The sequence below is a fragment of the Methylobacterium gossipiicola genome (genome assembly GCF_900113485.1).
Taxonomy (GTDB): Bacteria; Pseudomonadota; Alphaproteobacteria; order Rhizobiales; family Beijerinckiaceae; genus Methylobacterium; species Methylobacterium gossipiicola.
In genome coordinates this window covers 227759-248931 of record NZ_FOPM01000004.1, presented here as the reverse complement: position 1 = coordinate 248931, position 21173 = coordinate 227759, and the positions used below count along the sequence as shown (strand labels likewise).

General features: G+C 71.9%; 23 protein-coding genes. 12 read left to right on the top strand and 11 right to left on the bottom strand.

Translation table 11 applies throughout. The features are described from left to right. Nucleotides 1-1535, top strand: a 1535-nt coding sequence (gene dxs, locus BM249_RS05410) for a 1-deoxy-D-xylulose-5-phosphate synthase (protein ID WP_091969740.1), incomplete at its 5' end; no start/stop codon positions are given. A gap of 123 nt (nt 1536-1658) precedes the next feature. On the opposite strand, the gene BM249_RS05405 is transcribed toward dxs, so the two are convergent. Next, on the bottom strand, nt 1659-2669 hold the full coding sequence (locus BM249_RS05405) for an NAD-dependent epimerase/dehydratase family protein (RefSeq protein WP_091969698.1): 1011 nt from the start codon (nt 2667-2669) through the stop codon (nt 1659-1661). Between the two features lie 348 nt (nt 2670-3017). On the opposite strand from BM249_RS05405, the gene BM249_RS05400 reads away from it, so the two are divergent. Continuing rightward, nucleotides 3018-3251: a hypothetical protein gene (locus BM249_RS05400; RefSeq protein ID WP_091969695.1), complete on the top strand. Its 234-nt coding sequence runs from the start codon at nt 3018-3020 to the stop codon at nt 3249-3251. 64 nt (nt 3252-3315) lie between these two features. On the opposite strand, the gene BM249_RS05395 is transcribed toward BM249_RS05400, so the two are convergent. Continuing rightward, nucleotides 3316-3927: a hypothetical protein gene (locus tag BM249_RS05395; protein WP_091969692.1), complete on the bottom strand. Its 612-nt coding sequence runs from the start codon at nt 3925-3927 to the stop codon at nt 3316-3318. A gap of 287 nt (nt 3928-4214) precedes the next feature. Here BM249_RS05395 and BM249_RS05390 point away from each other — a divergent pair, with 287 nt between their 5' ends. Then, nucleotides 4215-4784 (top strand): superoxide dismutase family protein, encoded by a 570-nt coding sequence (locus BM249_RS05390; RefSeq protein ID WP_091969689.1) that lies wholly within the window; start codon nt 4215-4217, stop codon nt 4782-4784. A 22-nt stretch (nt 4785-4806) separates the two neighbouring features. Here the strand turns inward: BM249_RS05390 and BM249_RS05385 are convergent, their stop codons facing one another. Then, nucleotides 4807-6426: a helicase HerA domain-containing protein gene (locus BM249_RS05385; protein ID WP_244528597.1), complete on the bottom strand. Its 1620-nt coding sequence runs from the start codon at nt 6424-6426 to the stop codon at nt 4807-4809. Between the two features lie 373 nt (nt 6427-6799). Here BM249_RS05385 and BM249_RS05380 point away from each other — a divergent pair, with 373 nt between their 5' ends. After that, nucleotides 6800-7006: a hypothetical protein gene (locus BM249_RS05380; RefSeq protein ID WP_091969688.1), complete on the top strand. Its 207-nt coding sequence runs from the start codon at nt 6800-6802 to the stop codon at nt 7004-7006. Nucleotides 7007-7031: 25 nt separating this feature from the next. Continuing rightward, entirely contained in the window at nt 7032-7313 is a 282-nt protein-coding gene (locus BM249_RS05375; protein ID WP_091969686.1) for a hypothetical protein, read from the top strand. 115 nt (nt 7314-7428) lie between these two features. Here the strand turns inward: BM249_RS05375 and BM249_RS05370 are convergent, their stop codons facing one another. The 3 genes from BM249_RS05370 to BM249_RS05360 are packed head-to-tail and all read right to left on the bottom strand — an operon-like array spanning nt 7429 to nt 9726. Beyond that, nucleotides 7429-8448: a P1 family peptidase gene (locus BM249_RS05370; RefSeq protein ID WP_091969684.1), complete on the bottom strand. Its 1020-nt coding sequence runs from the start codon at nt 8446-8448 to the stop codon at nt 7429-7431. A gap of 55 nt (nt 8449-8503) precedes the next feature. Beyond that, nucleotides 8504-9361: an EamA family transporter RarD gene (rarD, locus tag BM249_RS05365; RefSeq protein WP_091969683.1), complete on the bottom strand. Its 858-nt coding sequence runs from the start codon at nt 9359-9361 to the stop codon at nt 8504-8506. A 56-nt stretch (nt 9362-9417) separates the two neighbouring features. Further along, nucleotides 9418-9726: a hypothetical protein gene (locus BM249_RS05360; protein WP_091969680.1), complete on the bottom strand. Its 309-nt coding sequence runs from the start codon at nt 9724-9726 to the stop codon at nt 9418-9420. A gap of 115 nt (nt 9727-9841) precedes the next feature. Here BM249_RS05360 and BM249_RS21560 point away from each other — a divergent pair, with 115 nt between their 5' ends. The 6 genes from BM249_RS21560 to metC all read left to right on the top strand — a co-directional run bounded on the left by BM249_RS21560 (nt 9842) and on the right by metC (nt 15770). Further along, the gene (locus tag BM249_RS21560) at nt 9842-10018 is read left to right on the top strand and encodes a ribosome modulation factor (protein ID WP_177232327.1); all 177 of its coding nucleotides are present in this window, start codon (nt 9842-9844) and stop codon (nt 10016-10018) included. A gap of 126 nt (nt 10019-10144) precedes the next feature. Next, a complete protein-coding gene (locus BM249_RS05355; RefSeq protein ID WP_244528602.1) occupies nt 10145-11155 on the top strand; it encodes an amino acid ABC transporter substrate-binding protein in 1011 nt (336 codons plus the stop codon). A gap of 213 nt (nt 11156-11368) precedes the next feature. Further along, a complete protein-coding gene (locus BM249_RS05350; protein WP_091969676.1) occupies nt 11369-12535 on the top strand; it encodes an amino acid ABC transporter permease in 1167 nt (388 codons plus the stop codon). Then, nucleotides 12532-13689 carry an amino acid ABC transporter permease gene (locus BM249_RS05345; RefSeq protein WP_244528596.1) on the top strand — a complete coding sequence of 386 codons (1158 nt, stop codon included), beginning with the start codon at nt 12532-12534 and terminating at the stop codon, nt 13687-13689. Before BM249_RS05350 ends, BM249_RS05345 begins: the two co-directional genes overlap by 4 nt. After that, entirely contained in the window at nt 13686-14438 is a 753-nt protein-coding gene (locus BM249_RS05340; RefSeq protein WP_280142648.1) for an amino acid ABC transporter ATP-binding protein, read from the top strand. Before BM249_RS05345 ends, BM249_RS05340 begins: the two co-directional genes overlap by 4 nt. A 144-nt stretch (nt 14439-14582) precedes the next feature. Continuing rightward, the gene (gene metC / locus BM249_RS05335; protein WP_091969674.1) at nt 14583-15770 is read left to right on the top strand and encodes a cystathionine beta-lyase; all 1188 of its coding nucleotides are present in this window, start codon (nt 14583-14585) and stop codon (nt 15768-15770) included. Between the two features lie 12 nt (nt 15771-15782). On the opposite strand, the gene BM249_RS05330 is transcribed toward metC, so the two are convergent. The 5 genes from BM249_RS05330 to BM249_RS05310 form a co-directional block, all read right to left on the bottom strand. Next, nucleotides 15783-16385, bottom strand: coding sequence for a pyridoxamine 5'-phosphate oxidase family protein (locus BM249_RS05330; RefSeq protein WP_091969672.1), 603 nt, complete (start codon nt 16383-16385; stop codon nt 15783-15785). Next, complete coding sequence (locus tag BM249_RS05325) at nt 16382-16702, bottom strand: lipid-A-disaccharide synthase N-terminal domain-containing protein (RefSeq protein WP_091969671.1); 321 nt, start codon at nt 16700-16702, stop codon at nt 16382-16384. Before BM249_RS05325 ends, BM249_RS05330 begins: the two co-directional genes overlap by 4 nt. Before the next feature lie 24 nt (nt 16703-16726). Next, a complete protein-coding gene (locus BM249_RS05320; protein ID WP_091969669.1) occupies nt 16727-17470 on the bottom strand; it encodes a glycosyltransferase family 2 protein in 744 nt (247 codons plus the stop codon). Then, entirely contained in the window at nt 17467-19179 is a 1713-nt protein-coding gene (locus BM249_RS05315; RefSeq protein WP_091969667.1) for an ArnT family glycosyltransferase, read from the bottom strand. Before BM249_RS05315 ends, BM249_RS05320 begins: the two co-directional genes overlap by 4 nt. Before the next feature lie 120 nt (nt 19180-19299). After that, the gene (locus tag BM249_RS05310; protein ID WP_091969665.1) at nt 19300-20325 is read right to left on the bottom strand and encodes a GlxA family transcriptional regulator; all 1026 of its coding nucleotides are present in this window, start codon (nt 20323-20325) and stop codon (nt 19300-19302) included. Nucleotides 20326-20383: 58 nt separating this feature from the next. On the opposite strand from BM249_RS05310, the gene BM249_RS05305 reads away from it, so the two are divergent. Then, nucleotides 20384-21085 carry a DJ-1/PfpI family protein gene (locus BM249_RS05305; protein WP_091969663.1) on the top strand — a complete coding sequence of 234 codons (702 nt, stop codon included), beginning with the start codon at nt 20384-20386 and terminating at the stop codon, nt 21083-21085. Nucleotides 21086-21173 lie beyond the last annotated feature (88 nt).

The window sequence follows — 21173 nt, the reverse complement described above, 5'->3', positions numbered from 1 at the left end:
GCCGCAACATGATCGCGGTGATCGGCGACGGCTCCATGTCGGCCGGCATGGCCTACGAGGCCATGAACAATGCCGGCGCCCTGCACTCGCGCCTCATCGTCATCCTCAACGACAACGACATGTCCATCGCGCCGCCCGTCGGCGCCATGTCGGCCTACTTCGCGCGTCTGGCCTCGGGCGGCACCTACCGGAGCTTGCGCGAGACGGCCAAGCAACTCGGCAAGCTGCTGCCGAAGGCGCTCTACCAGCGCGCGGCGGCGGCGGAAGAGTATGCCCGCTCGCTGGTCGTCGGCGGCGGCACCATGTTCGAGGAGATGGGCTTCCACTATGTCGGCCCCGTCGACGGGCACAACCTCGACCACCTGCTCCCCATTCTGAAGAACGTCCGCGACACCGAGCAGGGGCCGATCCTGCTCCACGTGGTGACCCAGAAGGGCAAGGGCTACGCCCCGGCCGAAGCCAGCGCCGACCGCTACCACGGTGTCGTCAAGTTCGACGTGCTGTCGGGCGTGCAGGCCAAGGCCAAGCCCAACGCCCCGGCCTACACGCGGGTGTTCGGCGAGAGCCTGATCAAGGCGGCGGATGCCGATCCGAAGGTGGTGGCCATCACCGCCGCCATGCCGGGGGGCACCGGCATCGACCTGTTCGGCAAGGCGCATCCGGACAAGACCTTCGATGTCGGCATCGCCGAGCAGCATGCCGTCACCTTCGCGGGCGGCCTGGCGACGGAGGGCTACAAGCCGTTCGTGGCGATCTACTCGACCTTCCTGCAGCGGGCCTACGATCAGGTGGTGCACGACGTCGCCCTGCAGAACCTGCCCGTGCGCTTCGCCCTGGACCGGGCCGGGCTGGTGGGCGCCGATGGTGCCACCCATGCCGGGGCATTCGACCTCGCCTATCTCTGCTGCCTGCCGAACATGACCGTGATGGCGGCGTCCGACGAGGCCGAGCTCGTCCACATGGTGGCGACCTGCCACGCCCACGATTCGGGTCCGATTGCCCTGCGCTACCCCCGCGGCGAGGGGGTGGGCGTCGACCTGCCGGAGCGCGGCGAGGCGCTGCCCATCGGCAAGGGCCGGATCGTGCGCCGCCCCGAGGGCGCCCGGGTGGCGCTGCTGTCCCTCGGCACCCGCCTCGCGGAGGCCGGCAAGGCCGCCGACGCCCTGGAGGCCGAGGGCATCGCCGTGACGGTGGCGGATGCGCGCTTCGCCAAGCCCCTCGACGAGGCCCTGATCCTCGACCTCGCGGCGACCCACGAGGTCCTGATCACCCTGGAGGAGGGCTCGGTGGGCGGCTTCGGCGCCATGGTGCTGCACCTGCTGGCGGCCAAGGGCGCGCTCGATGCCGGCCGGGTGCGGGTGCGGACCCTGACGCTGCCCGACACCTACCAGGACCACAACACCCCCGACGCCATGTACCGCGAGGCCGGCCTCGACGCCCAATCCATCGCCCAGACCGTCCGCGACACCCTGCCCGAGCGAAAGGCCCGCGGCGCGGCCAAGCTTGTCAGCGTTGGCCAGACCAAATCCGGCTGATCCCATACCGGGATTCCGAAGGGATCATCCCTTCGGCGGGTGTCGGGCAGAGCCCGACGGAGAGATACCAGGGCTCTGCCCTGGACCCGCGAAGGGCTTGGCCCTTCGAACCCCTGATTTCGGTCAGGCCCCGTAATACGTCCGGTACCAGTCCACGAAGGCGGGAATGCCAACCGACAGGGGCGTTTCCGGCACGGCGCCGATGAGGGCGCGCAGCAGCTCCGTGCTCGCATGAGTGCGGGCGACGTCCCCCGGCGGCAGGGGTTTCAGCACCCGCTCGGCCCGGCGCCCGAGGGCCGCCTCCAGGGCGTCGATCATCGCGTCGAGGCGCACGGGCCGGCCGCCCCCGATATTGACGAGGCGGTAGGGCGCCACCGGGCTCAGGGTGTCGAACGGCCCCACGGGGCCGGCCCCGCCCGGTCCCTCGGGGGGCGTCTCCATCAGGCGGGCGATGGCCGCCACGAGGTCGTCCACGTAGGTGAAATCCCGCTCCGCAGCCCCGCCGGCGAAGACCTCGATGGGCTCGCCCGCCAGGATCTTTCGCGTGAACAGGAACAGCGCCATATCGGGCCGTCCCCACGGGCCGTAGACGGTGAAGAACCGGAACGCCGTGGTGGGAATGGCGAACAGGTGGGCATAGGCGTGCAGCATCGCCTCTCCGGCGAGCTTGCTCGCGGCGTAGAGGGTGAGGGGCGACACCGCCCGATCGGTCTCCCGGAACGGGATCGCGGCGTTGCCGCCATAGGCCGAACTCGTCGAGGCGAACAGGAGATGGCGCACGGGATGGGCCCGCACGGCCTCGATGAGGTTGGCGGTGCCGACCATGTTGGCCTGCACGTAGGCGCCCGGATTCTCCAGGCTATGGCGCACACCGGCCTGCGCCGCGAGATGCACCACCACATCGGGCCGCACCCGCGCCAGGGTGTCGAGGAGCAGGCCTTCCGTCTCCAGGCGCCCCTCCACGGCCTCGAAGGCCGGGTGTGCGGCAAGAGCCGCGTGGCGGGCGCGCTTGAGGCCGACATCGTAGTAATCGCTGAAGCCGTCGAGGCCCGTGACGGCGTGCCCCGCCGCCAGGAGGTGCCGGCCGAGGTGATAGCCGATGAAGCCGGCGCTGCCGGTCACGAGGATACGCATCGGACCTCCGGGCCAAAACGGGAGCGGGTGTTCGGGCACCGGCATGCCCGATCCCGCGCGCCGCTGCATCCGAAATCAGCACCGGAGCAGACCCGATGCGTTCAGCCCAGGTCAGGCATACGTACAAAGACTTGTTTGCGATGCGAAGAACGCCATATATAACAGCAGCATGACGTGATCGCGTCGTGCCCGTCCCGTTTTCGCCACCTTGGCTGCTCTCTTCGCCCCCCGCGCCGTGCGCGATTCCAGGGCGGAGAAACCGAGCCATCGGACTGCGACGGGCATCTTCGATCATCCGCCGGGCCTGGAGGCCTGCGGTATCCCGATTTTCGTGAGCCGAGCGCCATCATGAATCAGCTTGTCCGCATGTCCCAGGTCGGCGAAGCCGACGCCATCGCCGAACCGTCCGCCTCCCTGCGGGTTCCGTTCGCGCAATCGGGGGCATTCGTGTGCAAGTTCATCATCGGCGAACCCAACGACCGCGCCGTGTGCTGCGGCGCGCCCGTGCCGGACGGCAAGAGCTGGTGCGCCTATCATCGCCGCATCGTGTTCGAACCGGCCCGCCCCGGCCGCCTGCGCTGAGCGCTCCATCATCGCCCACGGCCTTCGACCCCGCCCATTCCGGCGGGGTTTTTCGTGTCCGGCCTCACTCATCGTCGGCGTCGTAGGGGCGGTAGTCGTACACGAGGCGACCGTCGGGCGCCGCGAAGGTGCTGCGGCGCATGACGAGATAACCCACCGCCTCGGCTTGGCGGATGCGCTGGACCCGCGACACGGCGTAGACCATCCCGGGCGGCGGGGGCGGCGGCAGGAAGCCGTAGCGCGGGGAACGGGGATTGGACATCCGGGACCGGGCCGGAGCGGCGATTCGGGAGGGGGCCGGACGGGCGGGCCTGCTCACGGGACCGGGATGGACGGCGACGCTCCGGGATCGGACCGCCGCGATGCGCGGCTTGGCCACGGCCACGCGGCGCTTCGATGCGGTGGCCTTCGGCTCGGAAGACGCCGCGTCGCGTTCGGACTCCGCCGCGTGAGGCTCCACATCCGCCGCGCGGGACTTCGAATCCGCCGCGCGGGGCGCGGACGTCGCGGGCGAAGCGGTGTGCGCGGCGTCAGGCTCCGGTGTCAGGGCGGCGCCCCGCGCCGGGGGATCGGTCCAGGCCCGCCCCTCCGGGGCGGCGTGAGCCGGCAAGGCACCAGCGCAGCTGATGGCCAGCAGAGCCAGCAGGCTGGCGGCCGAGCGAAGGGGCACGGACATGGAACTCTCCCGAGCGGTCCAGCCCCCGAGATCGCGCGAGGCAGCCGAATTGAACAGGATTCGCCCGGACCATATGAAAGATTAAGAGAATCTCAACGCGCCGTCCACGGTACGACCCGCCGCGACGAGGTTCGCCAACATCGCGCGCACCGCAGGGGATTGACGGCCCCGGGTCCGAACACCCGGCCCCGGGGGTTTCGCGACGGCCCTTTATCGGTACGGTCCGGATCGTCCGGGTGTTGGCTTCGTTGAGGCTCGAAGCCCCTGGCACGGAGGAAGACCGCCCCATGAGACGCGTCCTGTCGATCATCTCCCTCGCCGGCCTGGCGGCCGGTGCCACTTTGGCGACCGGCGCCGCTCAGGCTCAGGAAGCCCCGGCCCAGACCCCGCCGCCGGCTCCGGCCACCCCGCAGACGTTCGAATCCGAGATCCGCAACGGCAAGGGTGAGGCCATCGGCAAGATTGCCCTGCGCGACGGCGCCAACACCCTGGTGATGCGCGTGACGATCAATCCCGGCGGCCTGCCGCCCGGCTGGCACGGCATTCACTTCCACGCGGTCGGCGATTGCTCGGACACGGAAAAGTTCGAGAAGTCGAAGGCCCATGTGAACCACGACCAGAGCAAGCACGGCCTGCTGAACGCCGACGGCCCGGACGAGGGCGACCTACCCAACGTCTACGCCAACGCCGACGGCTCGGTGAACGCCGAGGTGTCGAGCGAGACCCCGCTGACCGGCGAGGGTGGACTGAAGGACGGCGACGGCTCGGCCCTCATCATCCACGCCAATCCCGACGACCACGTGACCCAGCCCATCGGCGGCGCCGGTCCCCGGATCGCCTGCGCGGTGATCAAGTAGGGCAGCGCCACGCGGCCGGGTCCTACTCGGCCGCGAACAGGCTCGGCATCTCGGGCGCCGCCGGGCCGGACTTGGCCGGGCCGGACTTGGCCATGGCGGATTTGGCCTCGGCTGCGGGCGCCTTGTCGTCCGCCGGAGCCTTGCCGTCTCCCACCGGGGCCTTCGGATCGCCCGGCGCCGTCTCGCAGCCCAGGGCCGGCAGGGCGACGACCCGATTGCCGCGATAATCCATGCGGCACACGATGGCGCCCCGCGTCTCGACATAGGCGAGCAGGCGCTTGGCCCGGCCCGGTGAGCGGCTGCCGATGGCCCGGGCCAGGGCCTCGTCGCCGGGGCACGGCTCGCCGGCCAGGGCCGCGCGGGCGAGCATGAGGAACAGGCCCTGGACCTCGTCCGGCAGGGCGGCGGCGGCGGCCTGGGCCTCGTCCCAGCGTCCCTCCGCCTCGCCGGCCGGCTCGGTCTCGTCGATGCCGGCCCGGGCGACGCCGAGGCGGCGGCGGAAGGCGGCGAGGCTCAAGGATTCGCCGTCGAGGCCGCGCATGCGGCAGCGCACGAGGAAGTCCTGATACACCACCGCCACGGGCTGGCCGCCGGCATCGGGATCGGCGGCGATGCCGCGCAGGACCGCCTCGCAGCCCGCCCGCATCTCCTCTTCGCTCATGGGCTCGGGCGCCTCCACGGGCTCGGGTCGGTAGGCGCTCAGTTCGCGCATGAGGTCGGCGGGCGTGGCCCGCGGGGTCGGCGGCGTGCGCGGGGCCGGCGCCCAGGCCGGGCCGCTCTCCGCGTCCGAGCGGGTGAGAATGAGGGCGCGCAGATCCGCGTCCGCCGGGGCCGGCAGGGGCACGAGTTTGGGCGAACCCGACCGCGCCGAGGTGGTGACGGGGCCGATGCGCAGGGCGAGGGGCCGGCGGCTGAGGGCCGGTCCGAGGGCCACGAATTCACCGCGCGCCAGATCGCGGAACCGCTCGGCGCCGCGCCGGTCGAGGCCGAGCAGGTCGGCGGCCCGCGCCATGTCGATGTCGAGGAAGGTGCGGCCCATGAGGAAGTTCGTGGCTTCCGCCGCGACGTTCTTGGCGAGCTTGGCCAGACGCTGGGTGGCGATGATGCCGGCCAAGCCCCGCTTGCGGCCGCGACACATGAGGTTGGTCATGGCACCGAGGGAGGCTTTGCGCGCCTCGTCCGAGACGTCGCCGGCGGCGGCGGGGGCGAAGATCTGCGCCTCGTCCACCACCACGAGGGCCGGATGCCAATGGCTGCGTTCGGCCTCGAACAGGCCGCCGAGGAAGGCGGCCGCCGCGCGCATCTGCGCCTCCATGTCGAGGCTCTCCAGGGTGAGCACCACGGAGACCCGGTGCGCCCGCACCCGGGCGGCGATGGCCTGGAGGTTCGCCTCGCCATGCGCCCCGTCCACCACCACGTGGCCGTAGGTCTCCGCCAGGGTGACGAAATCACCCTCCGGATCGACGATCACCTGCTGGACCGCGCCGGCGCTCTGCTCGAGGAGGCGGCGGAGCAGGTGCGACTTGCCCGAGCCGGAATTGCCCTGGACCAGGAGACGGGTCGCCAGCAGTTCCTCGAGGTCGAGGCGGGCAGGCTCCGCGCCCGGCCCCAGGCTCAGTCCCATCTCGATGCCGACGCTCATGCCCGCTCCGTTCCTCGCCCGGGACCTGTCCCGTGCACTGGCTCTCGCACGAAGATCTTAACACCGGGCGGCGGGGCGGGATCGGACGCCATCGGGAGCGTCCACAGGTTTGTTCCATTATGTTCTTGATTTGTCTCAGACGTCACTCTGCACCGGTCTGAACATAGGTCTAATATCCTAGGTCGCAGAACCTAGGATGTTAATCATAGCAAAATTGTGCCGTATTGGTTTCGGAACAAATCAAATACGAAGCGGGATCGCGGTGCTGAACTGGGTGTGAAGGCCGGGTGCGACGCCGAATCCGGCATTTCCATGCAGGTTCGCGGTCGCCCTGCCCTTGCCGCGCCGGCCACCTGCGCCAAGTGATCGGGTCATGAACCCAGTCCTCGTCGTCGCCCTCGTCTGCGCCTCCACCGTCCGGGCCCCCGATTGCTCGCGGGAGACGGCCCTCGACATCATCACCGGCCCGGCCCACACCCTTCAGGAGTGTCTGATGCAGGGGCCGGTCCTCGCCGCCAATGCGGGCCACGGCAACGATCGGGACACCTACGTGAAGACGCGCTGCGAACCGCGGCGCTGAGTGCCCGACAGGAAGCCGGCCCCACATGGACACGATCGCCCCCGACCGCGCGGTGATGATCCGCCTGCGCGCCCGCCTCGCCGTGGTGGAGCGCGCGGCTTGGTTCGGCCTCGTCCACGCCATGCGGACGCAGCCCGCCGAGACGGAAGCCTACCTCACCGCCGAGCGGGCCAAATGCGCCGAGGGGTTCGGGCAGCGCGGCTGGGCCGCCGACCTCACCGAGGCCGAGCGGGCGATGCTCGGCGCCGAGGTCGATGCCGGGCTGGCCGGGCTCATCGCCGATGCCAAGGCCGAGGCGCAGGGTTGAGCCGATCCGGGATCCCGAACGGGGCACCCCTTCGGCGGGTGTCGGGCAGAGCCCGACAGAGAGACCGGGGCGCCGCCCTGGCTCCGCGAAGGGCTCGGCCCTTCGGACCCTGATTCTAGGTTCCTGCTTCGAAACACTCTGCCCAGGCCGGGGGCATCCGGTCGAGGCCCGGCAGGGACGTCGCCCGATGCACCCCGATGGCGACGGCCCGCGCCAGGGTCCGGGCGGCGGCGTCGCCGAGGCGCGCGAGATCGAGGACGGGGTCGGCGAGCGGCACCCGCCCCGTCGCCACGGCGAAGACGATGTCGCCGTCGAGCGGCGTGTGCACGGGGTGGATCGCCCGGGCGAGGCCGTCCTGGGCCATCACCGCGAGGCGCCGGGCCTGCGCTTTCGACAGGATCGCATCGGTGGCGACGACGGCCAGTGTCGTGTTGGCCCCCGCCAGCCCCTTGCGCGGCCAGTCGAACGCCTCGTCCGGCATCGCCTTGGGAAAGCCTAAGCCCCCGAACTCGTCGCCGATCTCGTAGGGTGCCGCCCAGAACCGTGCCCTGTCGCCCACGGTGACCCGGCCGAAGGCGTTGACGACGGCGAGCGCCCCGACCCGCGCGGCGACGCCCGGCACCTCGGCCGAGGCCGAGCCGACCCCGCCCTTGAGGTTGGCCGTGGTCGCCCCCGTGCCGGCCCCGACGGAGCCGAGGGCGAAATCCAGGGCCGCCGCCCGCGCCGCCGCGTCGCCGAGCTCCCGGTAGGGCGGGAACCGGCCCGGATCCCCGTCGCCCCATGCCTTGTCGCCGCCGTTGAGGAGGTCGAACAGCACGGCCCCGGGCACGATGGGCACGCGGGCGGACCCCACGGGAAAGCCCCGTCCGGCCTCGGCGAGCGCCGCCATGGCGCCCGCCGCCGCGTCGAGGCCGAAGGCCGAGCCGCCCGAGAGCACCAAGGCGTCGATGCGCTCCACCGTGCGCTCGGGATCGAGGAGGTCGGTCTCCCGCGTCCCCGGCCCGCCGCCCCGGACATCGACGCCGGCCACAACGGGCTCGTCGAAGACGATCGCCGTGACGCCGCTGCCGAGGCGCAGGTCCTGCGCGTGGCCGACGCGTAGGCCGGGAATGTCGGTGATGCGGTTGCGGCTCATGCGGTCTCCCTCCGGCGGACGAGCCTCGCACGGCGCCCCCGCCGGAGCGAGCGGTTCAAGCTTCCCGCGCACGCCGCGCCGCCTGGAACGCATCCGCCGCGTAGAGGGCCAGCGCCAGCCAGATCAGGCCGAACAGCACCAGCCGGTGGGGTTCGAGGCGCTCGCCGTAGGCCGTCACGCTGAGCACGAGGAGGCAGCTCGGGGCGAGGTACTGCATGAGGCCGAGGGTCGCGAGCGTCAGGCGCTCGGCGGCCGCCGCGAACCAGATCAGCGGCAGGGCGGTGGTGACGCCGGTGAGCACGAGGAGGCCGGCCCGCGTCATATTTCCCTCGATCACGGGCGGCGCGAACAGGGCGAGGTAGCCCAACGCCACGGGCAGCAGCACGACGGTCTCGGCGGCGAAGCCCACCACGGCGTCGACGCCCACGACCTTGCGCACGAGGCCGTAGAGGGCGAAGCTCGCGGCCAGCGCCAGGGACAGCCAGGGCAGGTGGCCGGCAAGGACCACCGCCAGGAGCACGGCCCCGGCGGCCAGCGCCACGGCGGCTCCCTGGACGGGGCGCAGGCGCTCACCCAGCACCACGGCGCCGAGGACCACGCTTATGAGCGGGTTGATGAAGTAGCCGAGGCTCGCATCCAGCATGTGCCCCGATTGCACCGCCCGCAGGTAGAGCAACCAGTTCACCCCGATGAGGCCGGCCGAGAGCACGAGTAACCCGTGGCGGGGCCGAAGGGGGAACGGATTGCGGATACGGCGCCGCAGGGCCGCGAGGAGCCCGGCCACGAGGACGGCCGACCAGACGATGCGGTGAGCCAGGATGCTTTCGGCCGGCACCGCGTCGAGGAGCCGGAAATGCACCGGCACCACGAGGCCCCAGCTGAGATAGGCGCCGAGCGCGTAGATCAGGCCCAAACCCGGCTCCCCCGCGCGGGCCGTCCCGCGCGGGGGAGCTTATAGCAGGCGTTCGATCAGCGCGTGCGCGACAGGGTGACCGAGGGATCGCCGCGCATGAGGGCGTTGAGGCGCTCGGTGTCGAAGCCCTCCATCGCCTTCCGGGCCACCTTGGCGGCCTTGACCGGGGCGGGCGCCTCGGGCGCCGGGGACACCGCGCTTGTCGCGATCGAGCCTGTGGCGAGGGGCTCGGCCATCACCGGGCGGGCCAGGGCGGTCGTGGGAGTCGCCGCCGGATGATCGAGGCGGTCGACGCAGGTGAAACCGATGATCGTGAGGCTGACTCCGAAGAGTCCCGCCACGAGGAGGGAACGCAGGATACGCACGGGAACGCACTTCCAAGATACGCAAGGAACGTGGACCGCAACACCCGTAGCGCAGGACCGTTAATGAACCGCACGGCGGCGCGGCCCGCGTCGTCCCGCTTCACGGAGTCTTGATATGGCCACCGATCCCAACGCCACGGCCACGGCCAGCGACAGCGCCTTCATCCAGGGCCGCAACGCCCGCCTGTACGGCAAACCCGCCGAGTCCTGCCCCTACCCGGAGGGCTCGGACGACCGGCAGGCCTGGCTCCAGGCCTACGAGGAGGCCGGTTCGCCGGAGGCCGAGGGCTAGAGGGTTCGCTCGGCCGGGCGTCGCTGGTAGAAGACGCCCGGATACCCCCGATCGCGGAGACGGATGCGCGTGGTTCGACCCCAAGCCGCCCTACCCCCGAAGGCTGCCCTACCCCCGAAGGCCGCTCTGCTCCTCGGCCTCGCGCTCCTCGTCCCCCTCCCCGCCTCGGCCGAGCCGGCGCCGGCCGAGCGCACCCTGGCGCAGGTCAAGGCGCGCGGGCACCTCGTCTGTGGCGTCAGCCCCGGGGTGGCGGGCTTCAGCGTGCCCGACGGTCAGGGCCGTTGGACCGGCCTCGACGTCGATTTCTGCCGGGCCCTGGCGGCGGCGATCTTCGATGATCCGCAGGCCGTGCGCTTCATCCCGCAATCGTCCGCCGCGCGCTTCACCGCCCTGCAATCGGGCGAAATCGACGTGCTGGCCCGCAACACCACCTGGACCCTGTCCCGCGACACGGCGGCCATGAACTTTCCCGCCATCACCTTCTACGACGGGCAGGGCTTCCTCGTGCGCAAATCCCTCGGCATCACCGCCGTGAAGGGGCTCGACCGGGCGACGATCTGCCTGCAGCAGGGCACCACCACGGAGCTCAACCTCGCGGATTGGTTCCGCACCCGGGGCCTGACCTACCGGGTCGTCACCTTCGCCAATAGCGAGCAGACGCTCGGCGCCTACGAATCCGGACGCTGCGACGCCTATTCGACGGACCAGTCCTCCCTCTACGGCGAGCGCCTGAAGACCGCCCATCCCGACGAGCACGTGATCCTGGAGGAGGCCATCTCCAAGGAGCCGTTCGCCCCCGGGGTGCGCCAGGGCGACGACCAGTGGCGCGACCTCGTCGCCTGGACCCATTACGCCATGCTCGACGCCGAGGAGGCGGGGATCGGCCAAGCCAACGTCGCGCGGATGCGGGACGACGCCCCGAGCCCCGACGTGCGGCGCATCCTCGGCCTCGAGGGTGCCTACGGCGAGCGCCTCGGCCTGACGGCCGATTGGGTCTTCCGCATCGTGCGCCACGTCGGCAATTACGGCGACAGCTTCGCCCGCAACCTCGGCGACGCCACCCCCCTCAAGATCCCGCGCGGCCGCAACGCCCTGTGGAACCAGGGCGGCCTGCAATACGGGCCGCCGATCCGGTGAGGGGGTCTTTTCGAGGCGCACACCCTCACCCGCGAGCCGCGCACATCAGGCCTGACGACGCGGGTCCCCTCTCCTGGAAGGAGAGGGACAGGGTGAGGTGTGTGACTTCTCCGGACAGGTCACACACCTCTCCCCAACCCTCTCCTTCCAGGAGAGGGAGCCGGTCGCGCCTCGAACTCACGAGTCCGATCGTTCGGCGGGGACCATCGCGCCATGCCTGATCCCCGCACGCCCCTGCGCTGGCGCGCCCTCGCGGTCCAGGCCCTCCTGATCCTGGCGCTGGCCGCCCTCGCGTATCTCGCCGCCAGCAACGCCGCGCAAAAGCTCGCGCGCCAGGGGATCGTCGCCGGGTTCGGCTTCCTGGGGCGCCCCGCCGGATTCGACATCGGCCAGAGCCTGATTCCGTACGCGGCCGCCACCGCCACATACCTCGACGCGTTCCTCGTCGGGCTCCTCAACACCCTGCTGGTCTCAGGGTTGGCCATCGGGATCGCGACGGGTTTGGGCTTCGCCGTCGGCATCGCCCGGCGGGCGGAGAACCCCCTCCTGCGCGCCTTCGCGGCGGCCTATGTCGAGCTCTTCCGCAACCTGCCGCTGCTGCTGCAATTGCTGGTCTGGTACGTCGCCGTGCGGGTCGCCCTGCCCCCGGCGAGCGATCCGGCGGCCCTCGGACAGGCGGCGTTCCTCAGCCAGCGCGGCCTGTTCCTGCCGCGCCCCGATTTTTGGGGATCGGCCGCCGCGGTGCCCCTGGCCTTCGGGATCGGCCTCGCGGCGGTCTGGCTCCTTGTCCAGGCCCGGGGCCGCGCCGTGGCGTTGGGCAAAAAACCCGGGCCGGTGCTGAGCCTGAGCGCCCTCCTCTGCCTCGGCCTGCCGGCGCTGGCCTGGATCGGCCTCGCGCTTGCGGGCCATCCCGTGCCGGTGGCGTGGCCCGTGCGCGGCCCCTACGACATCGAGGGCGGCTTGGCCGTGCGGCCGGAATTCGCCGCGCTCCTCATCGGGCTCTCGACCTATTCGGCCGCCTTCATCGCCGAGATCGTCAGGGCGGGGCTCGACAGCGTGGCACAGGGCCAGCGCGAGGCCGCCGCCGCCCTGTCGCTGAGCCGCGCCCAGGCCCTGCGCCTCGTCGTGCTGCCCCAGGCCATGCGGGTGATCGTGCCGCCGCTGACGAGCCAGTACCTCAACATCACGAAGAACTCATCGCTGGCCGTGCTCATCGGCTACCCCGACCTCGTGCACGTGTTCATGGGGACGGTGCTCAACCAGACCAACCAGGCGGTGGAGGTGGTGAGCTTGACGATGGCGGTCTATCTGACCTTGAGCCTCGTCACGGCCCTGGTCATGAACCGCTACAATGCCCGCGTGGCCGGGAGCCGCGCATGAATCCGGACACCATGAATCCGGACAAGCGGTTCGTGCGCGAGAGCATGATCCCCCCGGCCCCGCCGCCGCGCCGGATCAGTGGCCCCCTCGCCCGGATTCGCGCGACCCTGTTTCCCGATCTCGCCAATGGCCTCGTCACCCTGGCGATCCTGGCGGCCCTCGTCTGGCTCGTGCCGGCGGCGTTCCGTTTCCTCGTCGTCGAGGCCGTCTGGACCGGCGCGTCGGGCGAGGCCTGCCGACCGGAGGTGGTGGGCCATCCGGTCGGGGCCTGCTGGGCCTTCATCGGCGACAAGATCAACTACCTCGCCTACGGCTCCTATCCGACGGCCGAGCGCTGGCGGCCGAACCTGTTCTTCGGGCTCCTCGCCTTCGGGGTCGCCTGGATGCTGTGGCTCGGCGCTCCGAAGCGGACCTGGGGGGCCGTCTACCTGTTCCTGGTGGTCCCGGTGCTCGCCTATGTCCTGCTCGCCGGAGCCCCCGCCCTCGGGCTTGTCTCCGTCGCCACCGCCCTGTGGGGCGGCCTCCTCGTCACCGTGGTGGTGTCGGGCGTCGGCATCGTCGCCGCCCTGCCGCTCGGCATCCTCCTGGCGCTCGGCCGGCGCTCGGACTGGCCGGTGGTGCGCATCCTTTGCATCGGTTTCATCGAGTTCTGGCGCGGCGTCCCCCTCATCACCGTGCTGTTCATGGCCAACGTGATGCTGCCCCTGTTCCTGCCGGGCGACCTCACGGTGGACCGCCTCGTGAGGCCCCTCGTCGGCATCGCCCTGTTCGCCTCCGCCTACATGGCCGAGGTGGTGCGCGGCGGCCTCCAGGCGATTCCCGCCGGGCAGCGACAAGCCGCCCTGGCGCTGGGGCTGACGCCGTTCCAGGCCACCCGCGCCGTGGTGCTGCCCCAGGCCCTGAAGATCGTGGTGCCGGGCATCGTCAACACCCTCATCGGCCTGTTCAAGGACACCACCCTCGTGGCCATCGTGGGGCTTGCCGACTTCGTCCGGGTGCTCGAGGCGGCCCGCGCCGATCCGCGCTGGTCGGCCCCCGCCGTGCCGGTGACGGCCTACGTGTTCGCGGCCCTGTTCTATTTCGCCGTCTGCTTCGGCATGGCCCGCTACGCCGGCTTCATCGAGCGGCGGCTCGCGGCGGGGGCGGTGCGATGATCCCGCCCGCCGGGCCGATGCCCGCCGTGGAGTTCTCAGGCGTCCACGCCTGGTTCGGTACCACCCACGTGCTGCGCGCCATCGACCTCGCCGTGGCGCCGGGCGAGACCGTGGTGATCTGCGGCCCCTCGGGCTCGGGCAAATCGACCCTCATTCGCACCGTCAACGGCCTCGTGGCGCATGGAGCCGGCACGATCCGGGTGGCGGGCGTCACCCTCGACGGCGGCGCGAAGGCCGCCGACGCCGTGCGCGCCCGGGTCGGCATGGTGTTCCAGGGGTTCAACCTGTTCCCGCACCTCACCGTGCTGGAAAACTGCACCCTGGCGCCGCTCCATGTCCGCCGCGTCGGCCTCGCAGCGGCTCGTGCCCTCGCCCTGGGACACCTCGACCGGGTCGGCCTTGCGGATCTGGCGGGGCGGCGTCCCGCCGAACTCTCCGGCGGCCAGCAGCAGCGGGTGGCCATCGCCCGTGCCTTGAGCCTCGAACCCGATGTGATGCTCCTCGACGAGCCGACTTCGGCGCTGGACCCCGAGATGGTGGGGGAGGTCCTCGCGGTGCTGACGGATCTCGCGCGCGGCGGCACCACGCTCCTGTGCGTCACCCACGAAATGGGCTTCGCCCGGGCCGTGGCCGACCGGGTGGTGTTCATGGACGAGGGCCAGATCGTCGAGATCGCCCCGCCGGAGGCGTTCTTCGACCAGCCGCGGCATCCCCGCACGCGGGCGTTCCTGAGTCGTATCCTGGGGTGAACGCGCCGCGCGCGGATCGCGTCGGACCGGCCGCTTCACGGCCACGAGACTCCCCCTCGGCGATCGCAGCCACGGCCCGACTTGACGGCCCACCCCGCACCGGGCTGTGGTCGCCCCAATCCAAAATCCCCCTCGAAGGCGCCGATGTCCGACACCCCGCCCCGCGATCCCGCACGCTTCGGCGCCAGCACCCGCCTCGTCCATGCCGGGCGCGATCCGTCTGCCCAGCACGGCTTCGTCAACACCCCGATCTATCGCGGCTCCACGGTGCTGTTTCCCACCTACGACGACCTCAAGCACCGGCGCGGGCGCTTCGATTATGGCACCTCCGGCACGCCGACGACGGAATCCCTCACGACAGCCTGGAGCGAGCTCGCGGGCGCCGCCGGCACGGTTCTGACCCCATCGGGATTGGCGGCGCTGACCGTCGCCCTCATGGCCGTGGTCTCGGCCGGCGACCACCTGCTGGTGTCGGATTCCGCCTACCGCCCCACCCGCATCTTCTGCGACGGGGTCCTGAAGCGCTTCGGCGTCGAAGTCGAGTATTACGATCCGCTGATCGGCGCCGGCATCGGCGCGCTCATGCGGGACACCACCAAGGCGGTGCTGGTGGAGGCGCCGGGCTCGCAGAGCTTCGAGATGCAGGACGTGCCGGCGATCAGTGAGATCGTCCACGCGCGGGGGGCCGCCGTGATCATGGACAACACCTGGGCGACCCCCCTGCTGTTCCCGCCGCACGCGCGGGGCGTCGACATCGCGGTGGAGGCCGGGACCAAGTACCTCTCGGGTGGCTCAGACCTCCTGCTCGGCCTCACGTCGGCCAACGCAACCTATTGGCCGGCCCTGCACCGGACCTTCGAGCATTTCGCCATGTGTCCCGGACCCGAGGACGTCTTTCTGGCGCTCAGGGGCCTGCGCACCATGGCGCTGCGCCTGCGTGAGCACGGCGCCCAGGGCCTCGCCATGGCGCGCTGGCTTCAAGCCCGGCCGGAGGTCGCCCGCGTGCTCCATCCAGGGTTACCGGAGGATCCGGGCCACGCCATCTGGAAGCGCGACTTCGCCGGGGCGTCGGGTCTGTTCGGCGTGATCCTCAACCCCGCCCCCGAGCGCGCCGTGGCAGCGATGCTTGATGGCCTCGAACTGTTCGGCATGGGCTTCTCCTGGGGCGGCTTCGAGAGCCTCGTCATCCCGTTCGATTGCCGCGCCTACCGCACCGCCACCACCTGGGCCCCGGAGGGGCCGGCCTTGCGCTTCCATATCGGCCTCGAGGATCTTTTGGATTTGCAGGCCGATCTCGACGCCGGGTTCGCGCGGCTGCGCGCGGCGATGTGAGTCACGCGCCCCTCACGGCGCCAGCCACCGCCCCGCCCAGCCGGCCCCATCGCGCACCCACCCCGCCCGGCGGTGGCCGCGCCGGTCGAGGAACAGGAAGTCGAGGCGGGTCGCCGTCACCACCACGGCGCAGAAATTCGGGCGGCCTCCGTCGAGGTCGGCGCCGTCCGCCGGCTGGGTGTAGGCGTCGCCCGCAGGCAGGGCCGTGCCGGGGGCCGGCGCGATCCCGTAGCAGGTGCGGCTCATGATCCGCGAGCCGTCCCAGGCGGCGTCGGCCACCGCGTCGTCCGTGTGGAGGCGGGCCGTGCCCGAGACCCGGATCTGGATCTTCGAGGCCGTGTCGTAGCCGTGCAGGGCGGCCCGGCCCGTGGCGGCGATGTCAGCGGCCTTGGCCGAGCGGCGGTCACAGTGGAACCGCAGCGTCCCCATCGCCGGATCGGCCTCGCGCAGGACCACGGTGCGGACCTGCGGAGAACCGTCGGCGTCGACGGTGGCGAGTGCGGGCATGTGGAAGGCGTTGCGACGCAGGACCGGCCCCTCCCGCAGCAGGCGCCAGACTTCGAAGAGACTGGCGTCGAGGTCGTCGTAGAAGGCCGGCAGGGGGGCGGGGTTCATCGGCCCCGGCGCTCCCGCAGGATGAGGGCGACGTTGCGCAGATAGATGCCCGTCGACAGGGCCTGTCCGAAAATGATCACGGGCTCCCGCCGCACCAACCCGTAGACGAGGGTCATGAGGCCGCCCGCGATGGAGAGGAACCAGAACGAGAGCGGCATCACGCTCTTGCCCGCCCGCTCCGAGGCGAGCCATTGCAGGATGAAGCGGGCGCCGAACACCGCCTGCGCGGCGATGCCGAACACGAGCCAGCCGTCGAACCGGGTCACGAACACGTCGTAGACGTAGCCGCGCAGATCCGCGGCGAGCTGGATGATCATGGCCGCACCTTACAAGACGTCACGTCAGGGCGTCACTTCGGTGACCGGGGGCGCCGGGCGCTTGCGGCGGATCAGCCACCACACCCCGGCGAGATCGAGCATCCCGACCCAGAGCCGGTCGAACAGGCCGTAATTCGAATGTCCGGTGAAGCGCGGCCGGTCGACCACGTCGCGGTGGACCACGGCGAAGCCCTCGCGGGCGACCAGCGCCGGCATGAAGCGGTGCAGGGCGTCGAAGGCCGGCAGCGCCCGGTAGACGTCGCGGCGAAACACCTTGAGGCCGCAGCCGGTGTCGCGGGTGGCGTCGCGCAGGATGCGGCCGCGCACCCCGTTGGCGATGCGCGATTGGAGCGTCTTGAGGCGCCCGTCCTTGCGCCCGATCCGCTGGCCCTGCGCGAGGCCGGCCCTCGGCCCCCCCGCCTCCAGGGCGGCGAACAGGGCCGGGATGAAGGCCGGATCGTTCTGGCCGTCGCCGTCGAGGGTGGCGACGATCGTCGCGCGGGCCGCCGCGACGCCGCTGCGCACGGCCGCCGACTGGCCGCCGCTGCGGGCGTGGCGCAGCACCCGCAGCCACGGCCTGGCGCGGGCGGCCTCGGTGAGGAGGGCCAGGGTCGCGTCCGTCGAGCCGTCGTCGACGTAGATCACCTCGAAGGGGGCAAGCGCCGCGCAGGCGGCCTCGATCTCGGCGAGCAGGCCGGCGATGTTGCCGGCCTCGTTCTTCACCGGAACCACCACGGAGAGGCGTAAGGTCGGAGACTGAGCGTTCAAGGGATCACCGCATAGGCCGAGAGGTCGACCCGCCGGCCGCCGTTGATGTTGAAGCCGGAAACCTGCCCCACCACCCGAGGCAGAATCGTGCCCGCCGCGATGGCCGCGTCGAAGGCGGCGGCGGAGCGGCTGTCGACGAAAACGAGGCGGCAGCCGCCTTGCGCGAGGAAGGCCGCCGCCTCCGCGGCCGTGGAGGGGGTCGCGAGATCGGTGCCGACGAGGAAGACGAGGCTGGGCTCGCGGTAGCCGAGGCTCGCGACCTTCGGGTTCGCGCAGGGCAGAGAATCGCGGATGGCCGCGAGTCGCGGCGACACCTTGAGGGCGGGGAGATCCGGCTGGGTCAGGCCGAACACCGCCGGGGAGAGCAGGCAGGCGGCGAGGATCGCCAGCAGCAGCGCCCGCTCAGGGGCCGCCCGGCCGAAGGCGCGCCAGGAGAGGACGGCGACGGCGCAGGCCGCGACGAGGCCCGGCAGGCCGGCCCACGGTATCGTCCGGTCGAAACTCCAGGCCGCCCAGGTCAGGCCGAGGGTGAGGCCGGCGGGGATGAGGACCACGAGGCCCGCCACCGCCCGGGCGCCGCGCCGGGCGGGATCGAGGGCGCCGGCCGCGAGCGCCAGCACGGTCAGGATCGCCACGGCCGGCATCAGGGGCAGGACGTAATGCGGCAGCTTCGTCGGCACCGCCTCGAACAGGAGCCAGGCCGGCACGATCCAGGCCAGCAGGAAGGCGACCGCGTCGGTGCCCCGCCGGCCCCAAGCGAACGGGATCGCCAGGGCCGCGAAGGCCGCGCCCGGCCAGAAGGTGGCGTAGAACACGATGGCGTAGGTGCCGGGCGGCGCCCAGTGCTTCTCGGCCCCGCCGCCGACCTTGCCCAGCATGTCGTGGCCCACCGCCTCGCCGTAGAAGGCGCCGCCGCTCTTCCACGCGATGGCGAGGAACCAGGGGGCGACCAGCGCCAGGGTCATGGGCAGGCCGAGGCCGGGGCGGAGCGCCAGCAGCCACGCCGCCGAGCGGACCCGCACGGAGAGAACGAGGGCCGGCAGGGCGCAGAACAGGGGCACCATCGGGCCCTTCACCAGAAGGCCCAGCGCGAGCCCAAGCCAGAACGCCACCACGGTGCCGGTGGCGAGCGGGTTGCCCCGCCGCAGCCACGCCCGGGCGAGGCCGCCGAGGCTCGCGGTGGCGCAGGCGCACAGCAGCGCATCGGTCTTGGCGAGATGGGCTTCCGCCGCCAGCATGACGCAGGCCCCGAACAGGGCGGCGGCGAGCAGCGCCCCGCGCCGGGGCAGGAAGGCCAGCGCCGCCCAGTAGGTCAGCAGAATGGCGGCGAGCGCCCCGATCAGCGAGGGGATGCGGTAGAGCCCGATCGTCGTGCGCGCCCCCGGCACGCCGAGCGCCTCGGCGGCGCCGACGATCGCCGCCTGCGCCCAGTAGATCCCCACGGGCTTCTTGTGACGGGCCTCCCCCTGGAAGCGGATATCGACGAAGTCGCCCGTCTCCAGCATCTGCTTGGAGGCCTGGGCGAAGCGCGGCTCGTCGCGATCCATGGGCTGGAGCGAGGCGAGGCCCGGCAGGAAGCAGACGAGGCCGATGGCGACGAGGAGGGCGCAGGCGCGGGCATGGCTCCAGGCCGCCCAGGCGAGCAGGCGCTCGAGGACCGCGAAGGCGTCGCCCTCGGCCGTCAGGGGCCGGACTTCGCTCGATCTCATGCGGCGGGTATCACGGGAGAGGCCGAAAAGGCGGTCATGCGCGGCTCCGGACCGGTCACCGGCCCACGGATTCGGTCGACGCCCCGACGGGCGGCGGTGTCGATGATGCGGAGCGGAATGTCAAATTCTGCGGGGATCGGGCGCCTCCTCCCCGGGGAAGCGCCGCCGGTACGCGCCGGGGGCGGCCCCGATGCAGCGCTGGACACTGCGCCGGAGGGTCTCCTCGGAGCCGAATCCGCAGATGAGGGCGATGCGCTTGAGGGGCATCCGGCTTTCCGCGAGGTGGCGCCGGGCCGCGTCCACCCGCAGGCGTTCGAGGGCGCGGGCCGGAGTGAGGCCGGTGGCGATCCGGTAATGCCGGGCGAAGCTGCGCGGGCTCATGCCCGCCTGCGCGGCGAGGCGTTCCACCGTGAGGGGCTCGGCCAGGTTCTCGCCGATCCAGGCGTGCAGGGCGTCGAAGCGCGAGCCGGCCTGGAGGGACAGGGCCGTGCTGAACTGCGCCTGTCCGCCGGGGCGCTTGAGGAACACCACGAGGTGGCGCGCCACGGCCAGGGCCACCGCCCGGCCGAGATCGGCTTCGACCAGGGCCAGGGCGAGGTCGATGCCGGCGCTGACCCCGGCGGAGGTCCAGAGAGTGCCGTCGCGGATGAAGATCGGGTCGGGCTCGACGCACGCCGCCGGATAGCGACGGGCGAGGGCGTCGCAGGCCGTCCAGTGGGTCGCCACCCGCCGCCCATGGAGGAGCCCGGCCGCCCCGAGGAGGAAGGCCCCCGTGCAGACCGAGGCGACCCGATCCGCCTGGGCCGCCCGCCCGGCGATCCAGTCCGGCAGGTCGGTCTCCGCCGCCGCGTGGACGCCGCGTCCGCCCGCGACGATGAGGGTGTCCACGGGGGCCGCGTCCCTCGGCAGGGGCGCGGTCGCGAGGCCGAGCCCGGCGGAACTGAGCACGCCGGCGGCCGGGGCCACCACCGCCAGGGTGTAGGGCGGAGACGATCCCGCCGGCCTCAGGTCGTTGGCCGTGGCGAAGACCTGCAGCGGCCCCGCCACATCGAGGAGTTGCACGTCCGGATAGGCCACGATCTCGACGCGGCGGGGGCGATCCGATCCGAACGGGAGATCTGGCAGGAAGCGAGGGGACTTGGTCATTCCGGCCGCAGACTGCCCCGATATGATCGTCCCTGTCCATGCAGCCAGGGATCGCCCCATGAGCCTCCAGATCGGTCTTCTGACCTTTCCCAACGTGCAGCAGCTCGACCTCACCGCCCCCTACGAGGTGTTCGCGATGATTCCGGGAGCCACGGTCCACCTCGTCGCCGCCCATCTCGATCCCATCGCGAGCGCCACGGGGCTCGTGCTGACCCCGACGGTGCGGATGGCGGACTGCCCGGCCCTCGACGTCCTGTGCGTGCCCGGCGGCGTCGGGGTGAACGCCCTGATGACGGATCGGGAGGGGCTCGCCTTCGTGCGCGAGCGTGCGGCGACGGCGCGCTTCGTCACCTCCGTCTGCACGGGCGCCCTGGTGCTGGGGGCCGCCGGCCTGCTCCGGGGCCGGCGCGCCACGACGCACTGGGCTTCCCTCGACCTTCTCGCCGCCTTCGGGGCGACGCCGGTGTCCGAGCGGGTGGTGCGGGACGGCAACCTCGTCACGGGCGGCGGCATCACGGCGGGCATCGACTTCGCCCTGGCGCTCGCCGAGGACCTCGTCGGGCGGGCGCAGGCGGAGGCGATCCAGCTCGGCCTCGAATACGCCCCCGCCCCGCCCTTCGACGCCGGCACGCCCGCCACGGCGGCGGCGCCCGTCCACGCCGCCGCGCGGGCGCGCCTCGCCGCCTCCCGGGCGGCCCGCGAGGCCCTGGTCCAGGCGATCACCGGAGTTCGGCCGGAGCCCTGGGGCGCCGACGTCTGATCGGGCTTTCCCCGAGTCTTTGCAGGTTCTCAAGTATTCTGCGCACAGGATCGCAACAGCGGATCGCGCTAGGGTGCGATGATCCTCA